20 protein-coding genes are annotated in these 21,712 nt (G+C 40.4%); 16 read left to right on the top strand and 4 right to left on the bottom strand.

The genetic code is table 11. From position 1 onward, the window contains the following. Positions 1 to 3: 3 nt before the first annotated feature. A complete protein-coding gene (napF, locus tag ACQEXS_RS06850) occupies positions 4 to 489 on the bottom strand; it encodes a ferredoxin-type protein NapF (protein ID WP_427013279.1) in 486 nt (161 codons plus the stop codon). A gap of 245 nt (positions 490 to 734) precedes the next feature. Here napF and narQ point away from each other — a divergent pair, with 245 nt between their 5' ends. The 6 genes from narQ to phaC all read left to right on the top strand — a co-directional run bounded on the left by narQ (position 735) and on the right by phaC (position 8,040). Then, on the top strand, positions 735 to 2,435 hold the full coding sequence (narQ, locus tag ACQEXS_RS06855) for a nitrate/nitrite two-component system sensor histidine kinase NarQ (protein ID WP_367989764.1): 1,701 nt from the start codon (positions 735 to 737) through the stop codon (positions 2,433 to 2,435). Between the two features lie 11 nt (positions 2,436 to 2,446). Next, positions 2,447 to 3,079, top strand: coding sequence for a response regulator (locus tag ACQEXS_RS06860; RefSeq protein WP_367989765.1), 633 nt, complete (start codon positions 2,447 to 2,449; stop codon positions 3,077 to 3,079). A 757-nt stretch (positions 3,080 to 3,836) separates the two neighbouring features. Then, entirely contained in the window at positions 3,837 to 4,577 is a 741-nt protein-coding gene (locus ACQEXS_RS06865; RefSeq protein ID WP_367989766.1) for an SDR family oxidoreductase, read from the top strand. Positions 4,578 to 4,591: 14 nt separating this feature from the next. Continuing rightward, complete coding sequence (locus ACQEXS_RS06870; protein ID WP_427013280.1) at positions 4,592 to 5,800, top strand: acetyl-CoA C-acetyltransferase; 1,209 nt, start codon at positions 4,592 to 4,594, stop codon at positions 5,798 to 5,800. A 34-nt stretch (positions 5,801 to 5,834) separates the two neighbouring features. Then, positions 5,835 to 6,182, top strand: a complete 348-nt coding sequence (locus ACQEXS_RS06875; protein ID WP_367989768.1) for a phasin family protein — start codon at positions 5,835 to 5,837, stop codon at positions 6,180 to 6,182. A 58-nt stretch (positions 6,183 to 6,240) separates the two neighbouring features. Then, positions 6,241 to 8,040 carry a class I poly(R)-hydroxyalkanoic acid synthase gene (gene phaC / locus ACQEXS_RS06880; protein WP_427013281.1) on the top strand — a complete coding sequence of 600 codons (1,800 nt, stop codon included), beginning with the start codon at positions 6,241 to 6,243 and terminating at the stop codon, positions 8,038 to 8,040. Positions 8,041 to 8,155: 115 nt separating this feature from the next. On the opposite strand, the gene ACQEXS_RS06885 is transcribed toward phaC, so the two are convergent. Continuing rightward, a complete protein-coding gene (locus tag ACQEXS_RS06885; protein ID WP_427013282.1) occupies positions 8,156 to 8,944 on the bottom strand; it encodes a M48 family metallopeptidase in 789 nt (262 codons plus the stop codon). Between the two features lie 74 nt (positions 8,945 to 9,018). On the opposite strand from ACQEXS_RS06885, the gene ACQEXS_RS06890 reads away from it, so the two are divergent. The 6 genes from ACQEXS_RS06890 (at position 9,019) to ACQEXS_RS06915 (ending at position 15,186) form a co-directional block, all read left to right on the top strand. Then, positions 9,019 to 9,462: a hotdog fold thioesterase gene (locus ACQEXS_RS06890; RefSeq protein ID WP_427013283.1), complete on the top strand. Its 444-nt coding sequence runs from the start codon at positions 9,019 to 9,021 to the stop codon at positions 9,460 to 9,462. A 12-nt stretch (positions 9,463 to 9,474) separates the two neighbouring features. Then, the gene (locus ACQEXS_RS06895; RefSeq protein WP_427009616.1) at positions 9,475 to 9,711 is read left to right on the top strand and encodes a DUF3389 domain-containing protein; all 237 of its coding nucleotides are present in this window, start codon (positions 9,475 to 9,477) and stop codon (positions 9,709 to 9,711) included. 69 nt (positions 9,712 to 9,780) lie between these two features. Next, entirely contained in the window at positions 9,781 to 11,487 is a 1,707-nt protein-coding gene (locus tag ACQEXS_RS06900) for an SgrR family transcriptional regulator (RefSeq protein ID WP_427013284.1), read from the top strand. After that, positions 11,480 to 11,731 carry a hypothetical protein gene (locus tag ACQEXS_RS06905; protein WP_427013285.1) on the top strand — a complete coding sequence of 84 codons (252 nt, stop codon included), beginning with the start codon at positions 11,480 to 11,482 and terminating at the stop codon, positions 11,729 to 11,731. Before ACQEXS_RS06900 ends, ACQEXS_RS06905 begins: the two co-directional genes overlap by 8 nt. 500 nt (positions 11,732 to 12,231) lie before the next feature. Beyond that, entirely contained in the window at positions 12,232 to 14,190 is a 1,959-nt protein-coding gene (locus ACQEXS_RS06910; RefSeq protein WP_427013286.1) for a methyl-accepting chemotaxis protein, read from the top strand. 108 nt (positions 14,191 to 14,298) lie between these two features. Further along, positions 14,299 to 15,186, top strand: coding sequence for a LysR substrate-binding domain-containing protein (locus ACQEXS_RS06915; protein ID WP_427013287.1), 888 nt, complete (start codon positions 14,299 to 14,301; stop codon positions 15,184 to 15,186). Positions 15,187 to 15,231: 45 nt separating this feature from the next. Here the strand turns inward: ACQEXS_RS06915 and ACQEXS_RS06920 are convergent, their stop codons facing one another. Beyond that, positions 15,232 to 17,916: a GNAT family N-acetyltransferase gene (locus tag ACQEXS_RS06920; RefSeq protein WP_427013288.1), complete on the bottom strand. Its 2,685-nt coding sequence runs from the start codon at positions 17,914 to 17,916 to the stop codon at positions 15,232 to 15,234. A gap of 217 nt (positions 17,917 to 18,133) precedes the next feature. Here ACQEXS_RS06920 and ACQEXS_RS06925 point away from each other — a divergent pair, with 217 nt between their 5' ends. Together ACQEXS_RS06925 and ACQEXS_RS06930 are read left to right on the top strand one after the other, a co-directional pair. Continuing rightward, the gene (locus ACQEXS_RS06925) at positions 18,134 to 18,709 is read left to right on the top strand and encodes an SPOR domain-containing protein (protein ID WP_367989781.1); all 576 of its coding nucleotides are present in this window, start codon (positions 18,134 to 18,136) and stop codon (positions 18,707 to 18,709) included. Positions 18,710 to 18,865: 156 nt separating this feature from the next. Beyond that, positions 18,866 to 19,858 carry a D-alanine--D-alanine ligase gene (locus tag ACQEXS_RS06930; RefSeq protein WP_427013289.1) on the top strand — a complete coding sequence of 331 codons (993 nt, stop codon included), beginning with the start codon at positions 18,866 to 18,868 and terminating at the stop codon, positions 19,856 to 19,858. On the opposite strand, the gene ACQEXS_RS06935 is transcribed toward ACQEXS_RS06930, so the two are convergent. After that, complete coding sequence (locus ACQEXS_RS06935) at positions 19,855 to 20,811, bottom strand: tyrosine-type recombinase/integrase (RefSeq protein ID WP_427013290.1); 957 nt, start codon at positions 20,809 to 20,811, stop codon at positions 19,855 to 19,857. The genes ACQEXS_RS06930 and ACQEXS_RS06935 overlap by 4 nt on opposite strands. A 101-nt stretch (positions 20,812 to 20,912) precedes the next feature. Here ACQEXS_RS06935 and ACQEXS_RS06940 point away from each other — a divergent pair, with 101 nt between their 5' ends. Both ACQEXS_RS06940 and yciH read left to right on the top strand, forming a co-directional pair. Next, positions 20,913 to 21,290 (top strand): DUF3319 domain-containing protein, encoded by a 378-nt coding sequence (locus ACQEXS_RS06940; protein WP_367990727.1) that lies wholly within the window; start codon positions 20,913 to 20,915, stop codon positions 21,288 to 21,290. 5 nt (positions 21,291 to 21,295) lie between these two features. Further along, entirely contained in the window at positions 21,296 to 21,607 is a 312-nt protein-coding gene (gene yciH / locus ACQEXS_RS06945) for a stress response translation initiation inhibitor YciH (protein ID WP_427013291.1), read from the top strand. Positions 21,608 to 21,712: the final 105 nt, after the last annotated feature.

Genomic DNA, 21,712 nt, shown 5'->3' on the forward strand with positions numbered 1-21,712 from the left:
TCGTTATTGTTTTACGTTGCTCACATTGATGGATGAAGTAGGGCACACCGATACACATGCGCCGCAACCTGAACATTCATCAAGACTTAAAATTGGTTGTGCTACTTTACCAAGTTGTGGTTTGAACCGAATTGCCATGGTCTCGCACATATCACCACAACTTCTGCATTCCACATTTTGCTTAGCTAAGCAATTTGAGGTTATTTCAGCTTTCGCTTCCCATGGTTGCTCAGTTTTGCCTAGAAATAACGGTTCCGGACATGCCTCTGCGCACTTGTAGCAAAACGTGCACTCGTCAACGGAAAAATCGACAGTTGGAAAACCGCCATCACCTTGTCTGATGATTTTCGTTTCACAACTATCCACGCATTTTTCGCATCGGGTACACTGCTCTGTGAACAGGGCTCCATTTGCCAGCCAAGGAAGACGAACAGAGTTGTCCTCTTTAACATTTCTGGAAAACAAGCGTCGTTTTAAGAGATCTACCACTGCGATATCCACAAAATAGGAATATGTATAAGCTTAGCTCACAATCCCTATTAATAAACTGTCATTTATCAATACAGAAATTGTAGTTTTTGACATATTCGTATAAATACCTCTTAGGGGGTAATTGGTTTAGGTTCTTGTTTTAGATCAATTAATTCCGTCAAGATTGATCACATATTGATAGCATTCTCAACGAATGCTCATTCATGATTCGTAATATTAGAGAATAAAAGCTAGGAGAGAGGGTGTTTAAGAGAGCAAAAAAATCAGTTGTAAGTACGATAGCTACGGCTATGGTGCTTATTTTGCTTTTGTCTGTCGCAACCACGAGCTTTGCGATAATTACATTAGCTTCCAGCCTTAACGATGCCGAAGCAGTAAACGTATCTGGTTCCATGCGAATGCAGAGCTACCGTCTCGCTCACGACATTCAGAGCCAGTCAGTGGATTACTCCGATCATATTTATATGTTTGAGCGCTCCATATACTCTCCTTCTATGAAGGCGCTTCAAAATTGGACTGTGCCAGATGACATCACACATGATTACTACCGTTTGATCATTCGGTGGCATGAATTAAAGACGGTTTTAGAAAGTCATGATAGAGAGCGTTACCTTGTCTTGGTTGCTGGGTTTGTCGATCAAATAGACGCTTTCGTTTTCAAACTTCAAAACTTTTCAGAACAAAAATTGATAAAGCTTGCGTGGGTAGGTGGACTTGGTCTCGGTGGTATTTTACTTGTAAGTATTTTTGTTGTGCATTTTGTTCGTAGAGAGGTCGTTAGCCCATTGAGTGCGCTCGTTTTGGCGAGTGAACAAATGCAATCACGGTCATTTGACGTCGAATTGAATGTGATTAGTGATAATGAGTTAGGTATCCTCACTCGCGGTTTTAATAATATGGCCCGAGAACTTGGCAAGCTTTATAGAGGGCTGGAGCAAGCAGTAAACGAAAAAACTCATAAGCTACAAAATGCGAACCAATCTTTACAAGTCTTGTATCACTCTTCTCAAGAGCTTACGGCTTCACGCATCAGTCCCGAGAACTTTCAATCAATCTTAAAACATATTGTAAGTATTGAAGGTATTGTCTCTGCACGTCTAGAAATGAAAGAAGTTGGAGAGAAAAGCCTGATTTTTGAACAAGGCGATATCGACGAAGAGCGTTTAAGCAATTTACCCCTTGAACTTGATGGTAATAACTTAGGAAATTTGTACTGGCAAGCAGGCCTACCATGTCCAGACCAAGCTCTTATCGATAATTTCGCACAAATTTTGTCCCGAGCAGTGTATTACAATCATACCCAAAGGCAGTCAGAGCAACTTCTATTAATGGAAGAGCGAGCGACAATTGCGAGAGAGTTACATGACTCTTTGGCTCAATCTTTATCTTATTTGAAAATACAAGTTTCTCTTCTTAAGCGTACTATCAAAAAGCTGCCTAATGACTGTCCGATGGATAAAACTAATACTGTAATTAGTGAATTGGATACGGGATTATCAGCCGCTTATACGCAGCTAAGAGAATTATTGACAACATTTAGGTTAACGATCAAAGAAGGCAGTTTTGGCCAAGCTCTTCACGAAATGGTAAATCAGCTGGCAACTCAAACAGATGCAGAAATTTCATTATCCAACGAGCTGTCTTCTATCGAGCTTGATGCTCACCATCAAGTGCATTTATTACAGCTGATCAGAGAAGCGACGATTAATGCAATTAAGCACTCTGAAGCGACCAATATCGCAATTAATTGTTTCGAAGATACACAAGAAATCCACGTTTCAATCGAGGATAATGGTGTTGGTTTTGAGCAACACGAAGACAAACTGAACCATTATGGCATGAGTATTATGCAAGAGAGAGCTGCTAGGCTAAATGCCACCCTAAAATTAACATCGAAACCGAGTAAAGGCTGTAAAGTTGAACTCACTTTTCAAACCAGTTAAGGAACCGCATTTTGACCATATGTAAAGTTATGTTAGTAGATGATCATCCGTTAATGCGTAGAGGAATCAATCAGCTTCTTACCTTTGAGGATGAGTTTGAGGTTGTCGCAGAGGCGAGCAATGGGACGGATGCTGTTGCGCTAGCCCATGATACCGAAGTTGATCTGATTTTATTGGACTTGAATATGAAAGGTATGTCCGGCCTTGATACTCTAAAAGCATTAAGAGCAGATGATTGTGAGGCGAGAATCGTAATTCTAACTGTTTCTGACAGTCGATCTGATATTGATGCACTTGTTAAAGCTGGTGCTGATGGCTACATGTTGAAAGACACGGAACCCGATGAGCTTATCGAACTGCTAAAAGAAGGTGCTTCGGGAGACAAAATATACAGTTCTGTAGTCGCTGACTATCTAGAGCAGCGAGGGAATGAAGTCGATATTTTTGAACAATTAACTGAGCGAGAAACGCAGATTTTACAAGAAGTTGCTAAAGGTTACCGCAATAAACAAATAGCAGATAAGCTTTTTATCTCTGAATCTACCGTAAAGGTACACATGAAAAGTTTGCTTAAGAAGCTAAAAGTACCGTCTAGAACGGCTGCTACAGTGTTGTACTTAGAGCGCTATGGAGAAGCAAAATAACAAAAAAATAGATGCGTACTAGTTTGTTCCATCATCTAAGCTGGTGGTTCTAACTAGAACGTGTTCATCTGTATATCGAGTAAGTGCATCAGCGATGCCTATTTAACTATTTCCAGCAAACAAATAGAAGAATTAAAAGCCAACTTAGAACATTCAAATAAAAGAAAATTACATTTTTGGCTAAATATTAGAAAGGCACTTATTATATAATTTATTGTATTTTATAAATATGCCAAATTTACTATATTAGACTAAAGTATTAATAATGATTTTATCTTTAAGGCATGAATTATAAGCAATTTCTTAAAATCAAAGTTTTTGTCGTGTCTAATCTAGTTATTAAGTAGATATTCAATATCAAACATATTAATTCTATTTTCTTTATTATCAAATAATAACAATTCTTATTTATCTATGAAATTTGTGTAAAAAGCACAAGTTTCATCAAAAAACCTTTCTAATTATATACTTAACGTCTACTGATAAATCCCCAAAGTAAAATAAATCCATTCTAAAACATATAGATAGAATCAATTAACATGTAAGCAACATTTCATACCTTATGAGATACGGCTCAACTTTATGCGTTTAAATTAAATTTTTATTTGAAATGTAATATTTAGAGATTAGCTTTAATTATTAGAAAGGCACTCATAAGAATTAATGAGATAAAAGCCAATAATTTTAGTTTTTCGGTATTTCAAAAAATGCCAGTTAGTAATTTTATTTATTTGCTGTTAAGAAATGGAGTCTCTTAATGAATAAGGTCGCTTTGATCACTGGATCAAAAGGCGGAATTGGTTCCGCTATTTCCTCTCAACTTGTTAATGATGGTTATCGTGTCATTGCCACATATTTTACGGGTAAGCATGAGTGTGCCCAAAAGTGGTTCAACGAAAAAGGGTTTAATACAGAACAAGTGCGTTTGTTTGAGTTAGATGTAACCAACACAGATGAATGTGCTGAACGGCTTAGTAAACTCTTAGAGGAAGAAGGAACCATCGATGTTATCGTGAATAATGCAGGCATTACTCGTGATGGCATGTTTAAAAAAATGTCACCTCAGGCTTGGAAAGACGTTATCGAAACGAACTTAAACAGCCTGTTCAATGTTACTCAGCCACTTTTTTCGGCAATGTGTGAAAAAGGTGGTGGAAGAGTTGTCAATATATCATCAGTAAACGGTATTAAAGGGCAGTTTGGACAAACCAATTACTCAGCAGCTAAAGCTGGAATGATTGGCTTTTCAAAAGCGCTTGCTTCAGAAGGTGCCCGTAGCGGTGTTACCGTTAATGTAATCGCACCAGGCTACACTGCTACGCCAATGGTTGAAGAGATGAAGCCAGAAGTTCTTGAAAGTATTAAATCCCAAATCCCCCTTGGTCGCCTTGCGTTACCTGAAGAAATTGCGAAAGCAGTAAGCTTTTTAGTAAGTGAATCGGGATCTTACATTACTGGTGAAACGCTGTCGGTTAACGGCGGCTTACACATGCACTAACAAGGATGTTGGACATGGAAAAAGTATTTATTGTTGCAGCGCAGCGTAGCCCTGTGGGTGCATTTGGTGGGAGCTTAAAAGATATTTCAGCAGGGAAACTTGCTGCTGAAGTTATTAAGTCGACCTTGTCTAAGGCAAACCTGAAACCTCAATTTATAGATGAAGTCATTGTTGGCAATGTTGTCTCTGCTGGTCAGGGAATGAATATTGGTCGTCAAGCAGCTTTACTTGCAGGCATTCCTGAGTCCGTTCCGGCTTACACTTTAAATATGGTCTGTGGCAGTGGAATGAAAACCGTTATGGATGCTGCTTCACACATAAAAGCAGGCGACGCACAAGTAGTCGTTGCAGCTGGTGTAGAAGTCATGTCTCAAATACCTTTTATCGTGCCTTCGAATATTCGTGATGGGCAGAAAATGGGCAACATGACGCTAACTGATCTATTAATCAATGATGGTTTAACAGATGTTTTCAATCAGTATCACATGGGCGTTACTGCTGAAAACGTCGCCAAAAAAGTTGGTATTAGTCGCGAGCAACAAGATGAATACGCGCTTTCTAGCCAACAAAAAGCTGTCGCAGCAATTCAAGCTGGAAAGTTTGTTGATGAAATTGTGCCGGTAGAGGTTAAGCAACGCCGTAAAACTTTCTTATTCGATACTGACGAATACCCGAAAGCAGATACCACTATTGAAGGACTGCAAAAACTAAGAGCAGCTTTCGACCGTGAAGGAAGCGTAACAGCAGGTAATGCATCAGGCATTAATGACGGCGCAAGTGTTGTTATCGTAGCAAGCGAAGCTGCTGTGAATAGCTACGGCCTAACTCCTATTGCAGAAATTACTAGTTATGCTCAAACAGGACTTGAGCCCGAAGTTATGGGGCTTGGACCAGTTGAAGCTGTTGGTAAAGCGCTGGAGAAAGCAAACTTAGCGATAGAAGATGTTGATACCTTCGAGTTAAACGAAGCATTTGCAGCACAGGCGTTAGGGGTAGTTCATTCATTAGCGAAAGAACACAAAATATCAGCATCCTCGATATTAGCAAAAGCAAATGTAAATGGTGGAGCTATTGCACTTGGGCATCCCTTAGGTGCATCTGGAAACCGTATTCTCGTTAGTCTAATACATGAACTCATTCACTCTAAAGGTCGTTATGGCGTCGCATCACTTTGTGTTGGTGGTGGTATGGGCACAGCGGTTGTTATTAAGTCACTAAATTAATCAAATTTAAAAATCCCAACTAGGAGAACTTGTTATGTACACGGACTTTTTTAAAACATTCACGGATCAAACTGAAAAGAACATGGAACCTTACGTAAAGTTTAATAAGCTTGTTACTAAAAACGTGGAAGTTCTAACGGAACTTCAGCTGAATGCAATTCGCACTTATAGTGAAATGGGGCTTACTCAAATGAAAGCTGCTGGTGATATCAAAGATATTACTTCACTAACTGCTTTTAACAGTCAACAGCTCAATGTTCTAACAAAGCTTTCTCAGCAAATGATGGATGACAGCAATAAACTGCAATCAATTGCGAAAGAGTTCAAAGAAGATGTCGAACAATTAACTTCGGAAAACCTTAAGACAGTGACTCCTGCGTAACACTGACTATTATGCCGCCTTATAAGGCGGCTTTTTTTCCGAATAAAGGAGTAGCAAAATGTTTCAACACTTCTTTTCGGATTACCTTGTTAAGCTCCAAGAAACCAATCAACAATGGTGGGAAGACTTTGAACTCGGCAGGGCATCCGTAAATTCCCCTTTAAATAAGGCCATGCAAGAAGTGAACTTGGAAGACACGGCCAAACTATTTGAAAAAGCAGCAAATCAGCCGTCTTCGTTGTTAAAGATTCAGACAGAGTGGTGGCAACAACAGCTACAAATTTGGCAAAACGTTGCTCTTACTAACAGTAAAGACAGTGTAGTCAGTGCTGAAAAGGGCGATAAACGTTTTTCTGATGAAGCTTGGCAGTCTGAAGCTTTCTATAACTTCATTAAGCAGTCTTATTTACTATTTAGTAAAACTTATCTCGATACAATTGATAGTATCGAAGGACTAGACGAGAAAACAAAGGAACGAATTACTTTTTTCTCTCGTCAAGCCATCAATGCACTTTCACCTAGCAATTTTATTGCAACTAATCCTGAACTAATGAAGCTAACCATCGAGAAAAATGGTGAAAACTTGTTAGCTGGACTAGAGCAACTAAAAAAAGATGCAGAAGAAAGTGCAGATATTCTGAAAATTCGTATGACGAATAATAACGCGTTTCGAGTTGGTTTAGATATCGCTAATACGAAAGGTGACGTTGTATTCGAGAACGAATTATTTGAACTTATCCAATACCATCCAACGAAGAAAAAAGTAAACGCAGTACCACTTTTAATCGTTCCGCCATTTATTAACAAATACTATATCCTTGATTTACGACAGAAAAACTCCATGGTGAGATGGCTACTCGATCAAGGGCACTCAGTATTCATGATGTCTTGGAGAAACCCAGGAAAAGAGCAATCTAATGTCGAGTTTGGCGACTATGTTACTGAGGGTGTAGCAAAAGCTGTTGGGGCGATCGAAAGCATAACTGGCCAGGATCAAATCAATGCTGCTGGTTATTGTATCGGTGGAACAGTGTTAGCGGCTACCGTCGCGTATTACGCAGCGAAACGCATGAAAAAGCGAATCAAGAGCGCGACATTCTTCACCACATTATTGGATTTTGAGCAACCTGGAGAAGTTGGTGCCTATATTAATGACACCATCATCAGTGCGTTAGAGTTACAAAATAATGCAAAAGGGTATATGGATGGTCGTTCTCTTAGTGTGACTTTTAGTTTACTGAGAGAAAACAGCCTTTACTGGAATTATTACGTTGATAATTACTTAAAAGGTAACAGTCCAGTCGATTTCGACCTGCTGTATTGGAATAGCGATAGTACAAATGTTTCTGCTGCTTGCCATAATTTCCTGTTACGTAGTCTGTATTTAGAAAACAAATTGATACAGGATAAAGGAGTCAAGATTGGAGGCGTATGGATCGATCTGAACAAGATAAAAATTCCAAGTTATTTTGTATCAACGAAAGAAGACCATATTGCTTTATGGCAAGGGACTTATAGAGGTGCTCTCAAGGTTGGTGGTAATAAAACCTTCGTCCTTGGCGAATCAGGACACATCGCAGGCATCGTAAATCATCCATCTAAAAACAAATATGGTTTCTGGACAAATGATAATTTGGACGACACTGCTGATGAATGGTTTAACAATGCAAAACATGTTGAAGGCTCTTGGTGGCCACATTGGCACCGATGGTTAATGAGCTTTAATCCTGATGAACAAGTAGAACCATTTACCCAAGGGAATGAAGATTTCCCAATTCTTGGGCCAGCTCCAGGTAGCTACGTAAAACAAGTTTTACCTGTATGCACAGAAGAAGTTGAGCCTGAATCAGTTGAGTGAAGGTTAGTCAGCATTTCAGCATGACGTGTAACTAACGGAAATCTAGCCATTTCTACTTAACCAAAAGCCTAGTTGTCATACAACTAGGCTTTTTATTTGGTTGCTCTCACATAGGTTATGAGCAGTTGGGTCTTGCGGTTTGATAATTTGGCAAAGAATTAATCGTATCAGTTAAATCCTGAATTCGCGTTTGGTGTGAAGGGTGAGTTGATAACAGCTCAGGAGGTTGATGTCCACCAGAAGCTTTTGCCATGTTTTGCCATAGGTTGATACTTTGTTTAGGGTCAAAACCTGCTTTTGCCATCAAATCTAGGCCAAAAACATCAGCTTCAGATTCTTGCTCGCGTCCATAAGGCATAAGAATGCCATATTGAACTCCTAAACCTAGCGCTGCCATAGCAGTGTTATGATAAGTTGCATACTCTGAACTACCTAACGCAATACTTGTAATTTGTAACCCAGTATTTGTGAGTTGAGATTGAGATAGCCTTTCATTGCTATGGTCAGCAAGCACGTGTGCAATTTCATGGCCAATGACTGTAGCGAGTTGATCCTGATTTTCTGCCACTTTAAGTAGGCCAGTATAAACACCAATTTTACCACCAGGTAATGCAAAAGCGTTGACTTGAGCACTATCAAAAACGACAACTTCCCAATTGGCTGGATTGTATTGATTTGGCAGGTGTTTAGTGACGTTATTCGCAACACATTGCACATAAGCGTTGGTTTTCGCATCTTTGCTGATAGGCTGTGACTGTTTCATTTGTTCGAAAGATTGTGCGCCAAGTTGCCCCATATCTTGATCTGAGAATAAAAGCAGTTGATTCCGACCTGTAGGGGACGAAGTGCATGCAGAAAGAACAAATGATGCGGTTAGAACACTCAGAGTTAAGCGATTGCGCATAGAAACCTCCGTTTTTCGTGCAATTTATGTAATCATAACATTACGTTACAACAAGTTTATAGTGGAAGCGATAGATGACGATTTGGAAACGCACAATTAATCTAGACATTCTAAATGAAACGTCCAAAAATACTTTAATTGATCACCTTGGTATTGTTTATACCGAAGTTGGCGATGGTTACATTTGTGCGACAATGCCTGTTTGTCACTTTACTCACCAACCTTTAGGTATGTTGCATGGTGGCGCTTCTGTTGTATTGGCAGAAACGTTAGGTTCAGTCGCTGCCAACTTCAGTGTTGATACAGATTGCTATTGTGTTGGTTTAGATATTAACGCAAACCATGTGCGTGCAATGCGTGAAGGAACAGTTATCGGAAAAGCAACGCCGATTCATCTTGGTATTTCAACTCAAGTTTGGCAAATTAATGTCACAGATGAGCGAGAGCGCTTGGTTTGCACTAGTAGGCTAACGATAGCGGTTAAACAATCAAGAAAACGAGCTGTTTCTCCTATTTAAATTGGATAAGTTATGGTTTTAGATTTTAAAAGCGGAAAAATCATCGTTAATGCTCATGAAATTGTTATTAGACTAAGTGGTGATCATATGATCACAATGCAAGCCCAATCTGAGCTTGTTCAGCTTATCGGTAAAGGCGCTAATGTCATTGCTGTCAACTCTTCTGATGCTAAGTGGTCGATAAAGCTAGACAATGAACAACAATTAGCTGTTATTGCACAAGAGCTCGGGTGTGAAATCATTACTTAAAATAACTTGCACTTCGCTCTTAAATAAGGAAACTTAGATCTAACTATGATTTTTTGAGTTTCCTCCTTTATGAGCAGCCCCCGCCTTAGAGTTCAATTCGAGACACTATTTGAACATTACAATGGAAAAGATAGTGATGTGCAGCTTGATGAAATAACAGAGCTGCTTTTTTGTACGCGCCGTAACGCACGAATCGTGTTGAACAAAATGGAAGAAGAAGGGTGGATCGAATGGCATCCAGCTCCTGGTCGAGGAAAGCTCTCTCAACTCAATTTCAAAAGAAGTCGGACTGACGTTAGTGATAATCTAGCACGTCGATATCTTGAAGAAGGGAAGATTGGACAAGCATTAAAAGTCCTTGATAATGATGTAGCGAAACTGGCCCAAGTTGTAGAGAATTTCTTAGGGGTACAGAATCAGTCTGGACATCAAGTGATACGTTTGCCATATTATCGTCCACTGTCGATGTTAAACCCTTTAAAACCTGTACGTCGTTCAGAACAACACATTCTTAGGCAGATTTTCAGTGGATTAACCAAGCTTGACGAAAATGAGTGCGTCGATGGTGATCTTGCTCATACGTGGGAGATGATATCAACAACACACTGGCGTTTTTATATTCGGCCTAGCGTACGTTTTCATAATGGTGATTTATTGACGATGGACATTATCGTCGAAAACATCGAGCGCCTGAAAGAACAAAAACTATTTCAACATATCGAACGTGTCGTGTCTCCCAGCTCTTTAGTTGTCGATATTTATCTGACTCGCTCTGACCATCAACTTCCTTTATTTTTAACTGAATCAAGTGCAAAAATTCTTCCTCCTTCTTCTGAGATGGAAGAGAGCTTTGATCTGTTCCCGGTTGGAACAGGGCCTTATAAGGTTGTTCAAAATGACGAGCAAAAGCTGATATTGCAAGCTTTTGATGGATATTTTGGTTTTAGACCACTAATCGATCAAGTGGAAGTTTGGGTGATCGATGAAACACACTCTTCAATTATTTTTCCAAGCTTGTCAAACCCAATCAAGCCTGAAAACTTAGCGTACAGAGACGATGTTGAGCTCGATCCCGGTTGTACATACTTGTTACTTAACCGCAAAACAGGATTGGCCACTTCTGATGAATGGGCTCGTTATTTTACCCATAAACTCAATGCGTTAGATTTGGCTAGTTATATTCCAAAACAGAAGATTGTAGATTTTGGCCTATTACCAGCCTATGGCCTAAAACCGGGTTGGTATCATCAGAAAGCCGGACGATACACGGCTTCCGTACCCGCTTATAGGACAGTAAGGGTAGCATTTCAGCGCCTTCATCCTATGTTTCCAACGATTGCAGCAATAATTGAGAAACTTCTTAAAAACGACGGTTTAGATGTTGATCTCATCCAATATGAGTCTGGAATAGAAGACCCTAGTGACATTGATATCTGGTTAAAACCTATGGGAATAGCAAACAATCGAGAAGATGCTGTTGCTGGGTGGTTGATGAACTATAGCGACATCGAAAGGTTAAGTCAGGATGACGATTTTCAGTATTGGACCAAGGTCGTAGAAGATTGGCGAGCGACAGAAAATATGGCATTTCCTGCAAAAGAGTTGGGTAAATCACTGGTTGATAAGATGCAACTTATTCCAATGTTTCATTGTTGGCTTGGAGTTAACAAGGATCAGTGTGGCTCACTTCAAAATGCGAAATGCAATGCTCTCGGTTGGTTTGATTTCAGTAAAGTTTGGGTTAAGCCGATAATGGATGCTGATACTAATGGCTAAACCTCGTAAAAAAGCCCCTTTGAAAACGGTTGATATCTATTGCGCTAAGTGTAGAACTCAGCTTTTTAAATATCGAAAAGCTGGGAAAGGCGCATTGGTTAAGTGCTTTATCGAAAGAATTGTTGAAAACTACACAGCTAGTCCTTGTATTTGCCCCGAATGTAAAGGGGAGTTTGCACGTGAAACAATGATAAGAGGTACACCTGCCTACAAAATTATCGGTGGCAAAGTGACAATGAGATGAGGTTAAGCACCGCATAAAATTTTAACAACTTACGTCGTTTGATATTTTACTTTAATTGTTGAAAATGGGTACCAGCAATGCGTTTTTGATCTGAGTCCATAAAAATCGTAAAAATTCCGTTAAAAGCTATCAACTTTTTGTAATGATGTTAGAATCACAAGCGGTTATTAAATGGTCACTTTTTGGTTAGGGGTACTTTGATGGAGCTAGCACTCATCATCGCTTTTATTGTTGCAGCAGCAGTAATGGTTAAAAAAGAGATGGCGAACTCAAAATAATATTCATTTCGTTCTTTTTACAAACATTTTTGATGAATATAATTTGAAATTAGCTAACTATGCTGAGATAAAGGTCAAACTTCATGTTTGGCCTTTTTTGTTGTATCTGTTCCTGTCCACACCTCTACATAATTTACCGATATTTTCTTTCATTTATAGACTTGTTTGCTAACTTAAGTATTAGGTTGAGTAATAAAATCCTCATTAATAGGGACTTAGTTTATGAAGCTGGACAATATTTCTGTTTCGAAGAAGCTGTCGATATCTCCTGCCGTGTTGATCATTATCTTAATTGTGATAACAGTACTGAGCTCACGGTTACTCTATAGCTTATCAGATGACATGAACAAAATTTCATTCGATTTAGCACCAGATACTGAACTGGCGGCGGAGCTAACTGACAGTGTTTACGGTTTAAGATTGACCGTTAAGAACTTTATCAAAACGGGTGATTCAAAGTTTGTAGATAAATTTCAGGCGCAATCCGATCACTGGACGAAGGACATGAACGCTGCATTCGACAATATCCAAAACCCGTCACGCGTGAAATTACTCGAAACCATTAGCGCAAAAAAATCGACCTACTTGGATACGTTCATGAATGTTGTTGTGGCGAACATGAATACAAGAAACGAGTTGGTAAACGGAACGCTTAATATCAATGGTCCACAGATAGAAAAGCGTTTAACGCAGGTAATGCAATCTGCCAAAAAAGATGGCGACGTTATTGCTGCATATCATGCAGGGAGAGCCTTGCGTTCGATGTTGTTAGCACGTTTATACGTATCGAAGTTCTTAGTTGAAAATCAGCCAGCACAAGTTGAACGATTTAATAAAGAGTTTAACGATTCAAAAGCAGAGATCTCAGAATTGCTGGCGACATTAGAAAACCCAACCCGTAGAAAGCTTACAGAAGAATCGAGCCAACTGCTAAACCAGTATGAGCTTGCCGCTAATAGTGTCTCTCAAATGATTTATGACAGAAATGCAGGGATTAAGATTCTCGATACAATCGGTCCGGAAACCGCGCAGTTAATTGCTGATCTACGTGCTTCAATTTCAACCTCTATGGAAGAAGCAGCTCAGCATGCAGAGGCAAATACTGAGCAAGCCTCTTCTATGCTCATGACGATTGCCGGAGCGGCGGTCATCTTTGGCATTATTTTATCGATGGTGGTAACAAAAGCGATTGTTAGTAAGCTCACGAGTACTAATGCAGTATTAAAAGATATTGCTGAAGGGGAAGGCGACCTTACGATCCGAATTCCTGTTGCTGGTAGTGATGAACTCGCGATGCTGGCTCAAAACTACAATACTTTTGCTGACAAGCTTCAAGAAACGATTGAAAAGCTTAATCAAGCATCGGAGAGCATGCTTCACTCTGCTCAAGAGCTCACATCCAAAGCGACCAATACACAAACAGAAGTGCGAGAACAACAATCTCAGGCTCATATTGCAGCTTCTGCTATGACGCAAATGTCAGCGAGTGCGCAAGAGGTTAGTGGTAGTGCGCAACAGGCGGCTGAGCTTTCTCGCTCAACATCGGATAGTGCGACTCAAGGAACAAAGGTTGTTTTAGAAGCCACGCAGTCAATGCAAAACTTAACTCAGCAAATCAATGAAGCAAGCGAAACGGTTGAACAAGTTCGAGCAGACAGTGAGCAAATTGGGACAGTGCTAGATGTAATTCGAAGTATCGCGGAACAAACTAACTTACTCGCATTGAATGCGGCTATTGAAGCAGCGCGAGCTGGTGAACAAGGTCGTGGTTTCGCGGTTGTTGCCGATGAAGTTCGTTCTTTAGCCTCAAGGACTCAAGAATCCACTGAAGAAATTCAAAATATTATTGTGAGTTTGCAACAGCGATCCGAATCGGCGAGTCAAGCAATGGTTAAGAGTCGAAACAATACTGAGACAACGGCTGAACAAGTACATTCAGCTGAGCAATCATTGACATCTATTGCTGGCTTTGTAGAGCAAATCAATGACTCAATTGGCCTGATTTCAACGGCAGCAAGTCAACAAGCAACAGCGGCTGACGAGGTCAGTGTGAATGTGAACAACATGTCGGATATTTCAGAGAAAACCTTGGTTCAATCTGAAGAAACGACTGCTTCGGCGGAACATTTGACAAGTATCGGTATGCAGATCCGGCAGCTATTAGGGCAATTTAAAGTTTAAATCACGCTCCATACAAAAGGTCAGACTTGGTCTGGCCTTTTTGTATTCCTAACTACAAATCTATGTTATTACTACTGAAACAAGAGATAACAATAAAAGGATGCTGTTTTGCAAAGCCCAATTACGCTCGAGGCACTTTATATTCTGGACTCCATCGATAGGAGAGGTAGCTTTGCAGCCGCAGCCGCTGAACTGGATAGAGCACCGTCTTCACTCAGTTATCAAATCCAAAAGCTTGAACAAGACTTGGATATTACGATTTTCGATCGTTCTGGACACAAAGCCGTATTAACAGATGCTGGTCAGCTGATCCTAGAGCGGGGGCGGGTAATACTCGGTGCAACAGAGAAACTTGTTAATGATGCGAGTGTACTGGCCAATGGATGGGAGTTGGATTTAACCATCGCCTTTGATGGCATCATACCTGTAGCCAATTTCTTTCCTCTGGTTAATGAAATGGGCAGTGTAAGCTCCACTCGTATCCGATTACAGGAAGAAATATTAGCAGGGTGTTGGGAGGCTTTGGAGGATGGCCGAGCTGATCTTTTAGTGTGTCCTCGAATTGAATCATTGCCAATTGATGTAAAAACAGAAGTGATAGGGAAGATGTCGATGGTATGGGTCGCTTCCACAGATCACTATATCCATAATCGCAAAGGTGAATTTAATACTGAAGCCAGAGAAAAATACCGCGTAATTGCGATTGCGGACACTGCGCGAGATCAACCCGCTTTAAGCGTCAATATCCTCCAGAAGCAGCCGCGTCTAACGGTAACTAACTTTCACGCTAAATTAGAGGCTTTAATTGGCGGGCTAGGTATAGGAACGTTACCTAAGCAGATTGCTGACCCATTGATCCAAGAAGGAAAACTTCGTCTAATTGCAGGAACAGAACCTCAACATGTTGAGATTATTTTGGCGTGGAAGCGAAACAAAATTGGTGAGGCTAAATCTTGGTGTATTCAGTATCTTAAAAAACACTGGAAACTCAAGTAGTCACCATTTATAAAACCTAAGAAAGTGGCTCATTTGAGCCACTTTTTAAATCTGAAGTGGTAGCACCATATCTGCTACGCCATCTTCAAATTGGATATCGAGCTGAAACCCCATCTTTTGAGCCAAAGTAAGCATGCCTCTGTTATTAGGCATGGTCATGCCAGACATTTGCACTGTTCCTTTTGACCTGCAGTAATCAATGATTTTTTCCATTAGAACTCGCCCAAGGCCATTCCCTTTTAGATCGGAACGGATGAGTATAGCGAACTCTGCATCTGTATTTTCTGGATTTATCAATGCGCGAGCAACGCCAATAATGGCAGGGTGACCGTCTTGGTTGGAAACGGCAACAAAAGCCATTTCCCGGTCATAATCAATTTGTGTCAAATTTGCCAATGCTTCATGATTAAATTCACCGACGTCGGTGAAAAAACGCTTATATAAATCTTCCTTAGAAACGTTGTGAATAAACTCTGCGTGTAAAGGTTCGTCTTCAGGAAGAATGGGGCGAAGTAAAACAGAAGTATTGTCACGTAGAGTAATTTGTTGTTCGTGTTCTACTGGATAAGGCCGAATCGCAAGCCGCTCTTGGGCATCGCCTTGATATGTTGTTAACGTTAAGTCTGCATCTAAAATGATAAATTCTTTGCCACCTGATAATACTGGATGTATATCCAGTTCATAAACCTCAGGGCAATCAACCACCATTTGAGACACTCGGACTAGGAATTCCGACAAACCCGAAATATCCATCGGTTCTGGCAGTTTTTGTGGACGGATCTTGCCACTTTTAATGGCGCGCACAACTAAGTAACGGGCGAGAGCCATATTTAAAGGAGGTAATGCTGAGGCCGCGTCAATGCTTTCATCCCATTCAGAGCCTCCTTGTCCGAGCAAAATGACGGGCCCGAATGTCTTATCGTTTTTAACTTTAACTCTTATTTCTTCTCCGCCAGCAAGTTTGGCCATACCTTGCACTAACAAACCATGAACATTCGCTGAAGGATAGGAGAGTTGAACTCGATCTAAAATAGCTTGAGATGCACTAGCGACTTCATGGCTGTTGCGTAGGTTCAACATGACACCTTGAACATCTGACTTATGCGCGATGTCGGGTGAACGTAGCTTTACTGCGACTGGATAACCAATTTGTTCCGCGACATGTACTGCTTCACTAGAGTCTGATGCGATCCATGTGGGAAGTACGTTGAAATTGAAGTGTTTTAAAAAGTGACCAATTTGGTGTGTATCTAGTGTTACTGTGTTTTTATCCAGCAGTTTATCTTGAATCCATTTTTTTGCCGTTTCCAACTCGTTAACATGCATAGGCTCAGCGGTAGTAGGGGTTTCCATCAATTGCTTTTGATTTCGTCTGTATTCCACCAAGTGCATGAACGCAACAACAGCACTTTCGGGGGTTCGATACGTTGGAATGCCTGCTTGTGTGAAAATCAATCTTGCTGGCTTAGCCGTGAGTTCACCAGACCAATTGGTTAGAATGTTGAATCGCTTATGCCTTGGGTGGGCCTTTATCGCGGCAACAATCTCTTTGGCTGTTTTTTCTGATTCTGCGACGGCTGAAGGACTGTGCATGATCAGTATCGCATCGGCACAATCACTATCCATTAGTGCATTAAGTGTGTTGATATAACGAACGTGGTCAGCATCACCAACCATATCAATAGGATTGTTACGGCTCCAACTTGGTGGAAGAATAGAATCTAAAGTGGAGCATAATGTATCATCGATCTCAGCAAGCTTTCCTCCACGCTCTAATAAGGTGTCTACCGCCATTATTGCAGGGCCTCCACCGTTGGTGATCACAGCAAGCCTTTCTCCACGTAAAGGAACTGAGTGTGTGAGTGTTTCAACAGCGGCAAACAGCTCGTGTGAGTTATTTACACGCAACATTCCGGTTCGTCGAATGGCTGAGTCGTAAATAATATCTAATGTATCGTCACCGCCAGTATGTGCTTGCGCTGCTTTCCTACCTGCAACCGTTCTGCCACCTTTTAAGACGAGAATTCTTCGATTTCGAGATGCAGCCCGTGCAGCAGACATAAAACGTCTGGCATCTTTGATGGTATCGACGTAGAGAAGTATGGCATCAGTATGACTATCTGTACTCAAGCAGTCGAGTAAGTCTGCAAAATCAATATCAAGTGCATTACCAAGTGATATGAAGGCGGAGAATCCGATATTTTTATCATTAGCCCAATCCAAAATCGTGGTGCAAACAGCCGCTGATTGAGAAATGAATGCGATGTTTCCTTTTTGAGCAGTTACCGGAGAAAAAGAAGCATTAAAATTAAGCCAAGGAAGGATTAACCCTAAACTATTCGGACCAAGAAGGCGGATACCTGCGGACTTAGCAATAGACAGGCAAGCTTGTTGTATGCTTTCTCCTTCATCATTCGCAAGGTGCATATCAGCAGATAAAACGATCGCGGATTTTACTTTTTTTTCTGCCAGCTCTTTAAATATTTCCTCGTTACGCGACGCGTGAGTACATAATATGGCAATGTCTGGAATGACTGGGAGGGATTTGATATCCGGGTAAGCAAGTACACCACAGACAGAAGGATACTTTGGCGACACAGGCATGATGGCTCCGTCAAAACCACCTTGTAATAAGTTTTTCATTACAATATGCCCAGCTCTGAAAGCTTGTGTGGATGCTCCAATTACCGCGACTGAACTAGGTTTTAAAAAATGCTTGAGGTTGCTCATTTATCTTTTCCAATGATGCAGATAGCATATAGTTTAATGAACTTCATATAATATTGCTGTGATTCACCAGTATGCTTTGCAGCCGTATTTGCATCGGGCTCTTACTTTGTGTAATAGGTCACAGTGTAATGGTATATAATTACGTAGTTGGCTTGATTCTAAGTCACTCTAACGGCATGATTTACAGTAATTTCTACTTAAGGCATTTGAATAATTCATGAAAAAAATTGCAATTGTTGGTTTATCAGTTTTGCTATCGGCTTGTGTCTCTGACGAATACATCACTGATGTTACTACGGAAAGTTACAAGGAAGAATATACAGTTGCTACGGTTCAAGAGCCGGTCGTTTCTCAGGATGGAATGACAAACGGTATCACCGAAGATAATGTAGATATCAATGTAGTTAAACTTTCTCCAACTCACGAAAAGCAGGTTGTTAAGATCCAACCACAAGCTAAGCCTGCAGTGGCTATTACGCCACCGACCGCAAAGCAAAAAGCGATGAACCCACGTTTTGGGTTTACTATCCAAGTAGTGGCGGTTGGTACTCAGGTCAAAGTTGATCAGTTTGCTCGAAAACTTCCTCGTGACGGACAACCAATTTGGGAAAACTACAAACTTGTTAACGGCACTAAGTGGTATACCGTTCTTTATGGCGATTATGCAACTCGAGCAGAAGCTAAGAAGGCAATCGCACAACTACCTTCGGAGTTTAGAGGCCTGAAACCTTTTGTGAAGAGTATTGATTCCATCAAGAATTCGGAGTATCCAACTCTGAATAAACTCAATTAATTTGAAAAGGGGCACTAGCCCCTTTTTTTATGTCCAACAAATCATCAGTTAAGTCTGATTTTCTTCGTTAAAGCGGGTAAAACCGTGTAACTTTCTGTTGAATTGATTATCATACCTCAACTGTTTCTATCTGTTTATCACGGAAAGATTTCTTAAATGACTAACAAGACAATTTTATTACTTTGTGGCGGAGGTTCATCCGAACACGAGGTTTCATTGGTTTCGGCTAACTTTATTCAATCTCAACTGCAATTAACGCCTGATTTTAATGTTGTTCGCGTTGAAATGAAAAAAGATGGCTGGTTTACTGAGTCCAACGAACTGGTTTATTTAGACACAAATACCGCAACATTAAATACGAATGACTCCAGTATAAAAATTGACTTTGTTGTTCCTTGTATCCATGGTTTCCCAGGTGAAACTGGTGACATTCAATCAATGCTTGAGTTAGCCGGAATTCCTTATTTAGGTTGTGGCGCAGAAGCGAGTACCAATAGCTTCAACAAAATCACGTCAAAACTATGGTACGACGCAATTGGTATTCCGAATACACCCTACGTTTTCCTATCCCAAAACACATCAGATGCACATGAATTGACTAAAAGTGCGATGCGAAAATGGGGACATGTTTTTGTTAAAGCAGCATGCCAAGGTTCTTCGGTTGGATGTTACAAAGTAACTGACGAAAGCGAGTTAGAACAGGCTGTTAACGCTGCGTTTGGCTATTCAGATCAAGTGCTCGTGGAGAAAGCGGTAAAGCCAAGAGAGTTAGAAGTTGCGGCATATGAAATCAACGGTGAGCTCCACATCAGTAAACCTGGTGAAGTGATTGCACCTGAAGACCAATTTTATACGTACGAAGAGAAGTACAGCTCAGACAGCCATTCAGAAACTGATGTTGAAGCAAAAGGCTTAACAGAAACGCAGATCGATTTAATCCAAAATTATTCTAGAAGAGTGTTTGAACAAATGAAGTTACGACACTTATCTCGTATAGATTTCTTTCTAACAGTGGATGGTGATATTTACTTAAACGAAGTAAATACATTCCCTGGAATGACACCGATATCCATGTTCCCACAAATGTTAGAGCATAATGGCCATAAGTTTAGTGAGTTTTTAGCTAGTTGTGTTAAGGAAGCTTTCTAATCCCATGCCTTAAAACGTTTGTATTTGACCATCTCAGCCTCTGATCGTGTTTTGTCACCTAAATATTGATAGGGCATAACGGGGCTGAGCCAACGACCATGCTTTTGAATGTCGGCCACTTTCTTTCCTTGCTTAGACAATTCTCTCACCGCTCCAACTCTTAGCGACTGACCTGAAAAGGAAACATCCAAATTTAGCTTTTTGCTAGCTGAATTTAGGATTCGATAAATTGAAGAATCATTAAGCGGTTGTTTATTGATATTCCCGTGCTTGTCGATTGCAGAAAATAAAGGGGAAGTTTTAGCTATACGACGAGACAACCACTTACCAAGATGAGTACTTGCGTCCTTCGAAAGGGCATACTGTTGTTCTTTTACGTGAATGACATATCGACCGTTCAAGAGCACTGCGTTTTGTCTTTTCAAATTTTTGAGTTCTGAACGCTTGAGAGCACATTCAAACATAACAAAGTATAATGCTAAATTACGAATATCAGTGAGTTTACTCGATGTCGATAGCAACGACTGAAGCTTAACCAAATGAGACCGCTCAAAAGCCGTTGTTGGTCGCGCATCACCCGATTTCTTAACACGTAGTTGAGCGAGTGATTTTTGCACGGTTGCTGTTGCAGTTGGATCAGCTAAGTTGAATACTCGATGAACGATACTAATAGTTACATTGTAACGCCTGAGTGTCGCATATTTTCTTTGTTCACTTTGTCGCTCTATAAAAAGTCTTACCGCTGTTGCTGAAGCGGGTAGAGGCATGACCATATTGATCGCACAAAAGTTAAGAAATAAATTCCAATCTTTTGTTAATGCAAGAATAGAGTTATCAGAGTAGTGATTACCGACTAGTTGGACGAATTGTTCACGAGTGACAGGTAGGCGAAAATATGTAAGCGCTTGTTTTAGGGTCTCTTGATCTGTGACTGCGGAAACACTTTTAGTCATTTATACGCACTATAACAGAAAGTAATACTACTAATTTACTTGATTACGACCGATATACAATTATTATTAAGAAATAATTGCTTACATTGATTATTATTTTTATGGCTGTCGCAACTTATAGAGGTTTTAACCTCAAAACTGCTGGTAACACCACAGACACTTGGCAAGTCCAAATAAAAAATCACGTGCTAACAGGAAGTATGGCTGCGGTAAAGAAGAGTATCGATTGGTTTTGTGATACGGCAACGATCATAGACCCAAAAGAATTTAGTTCTTTAGCAGCAAAGCGTGAGCAAAGTGGACAACCGGCTCAAGAATCCTTTGCTGGATTCACCCTTAAGAATGACACTGGCGAGGCGAACGCCTGGTATTGCTTCTTTAATGGTCGTCTGCTTAAAGGCGGAAAACTTGCAATTCAGAAACATATCGAGGCATACTTGCTGGCTCAGAAAAAAGCAGCCCAGCAACCTAAGAAGTAATTGTCATGACGCTCGTATATTCAACTGAAATTGGCCGTATTAAACCGGAAGAAGAAAAAGTTTCACGCCCTAAAGGTGATGGTGTTGTGAGAATTCAACGCCAAACTAAGGGACGTAAAGGCAAGGGGGTATGTATCATATCAGGTTTAGATATGGACGATGCACCACTGAAACTTTTAGCAACTGAACTGAAAAAGGTGTGTGGCTGCGGAGGTTCTGTCAAAGAAGGGACTATCGAGATCCAGGGTGACGCCAGAGATAAAATTAAAGCGTTGCTCGAGAAGAAAGGATTTACAGTTAAACTCGCTGGCGGTTAATTAACATTAATGTCGTTTTATCTCGTTGTTTACTGAAAATATGCTTAATGAAATATAAAAAAGCCACTTACTAAGTAAGTGGCTTTTTGTTTTATGCATGTTTCA

It is taken from the genome of Vibrio sp. TRT 17S01 (assembly GCF_050113695.1).
Classification (GTDB): domain Bacteria; phylum Pseudomonadota; class Gammaproteobacteria; order Enterobacterales; family Vibrionaceae; genus Vibrio.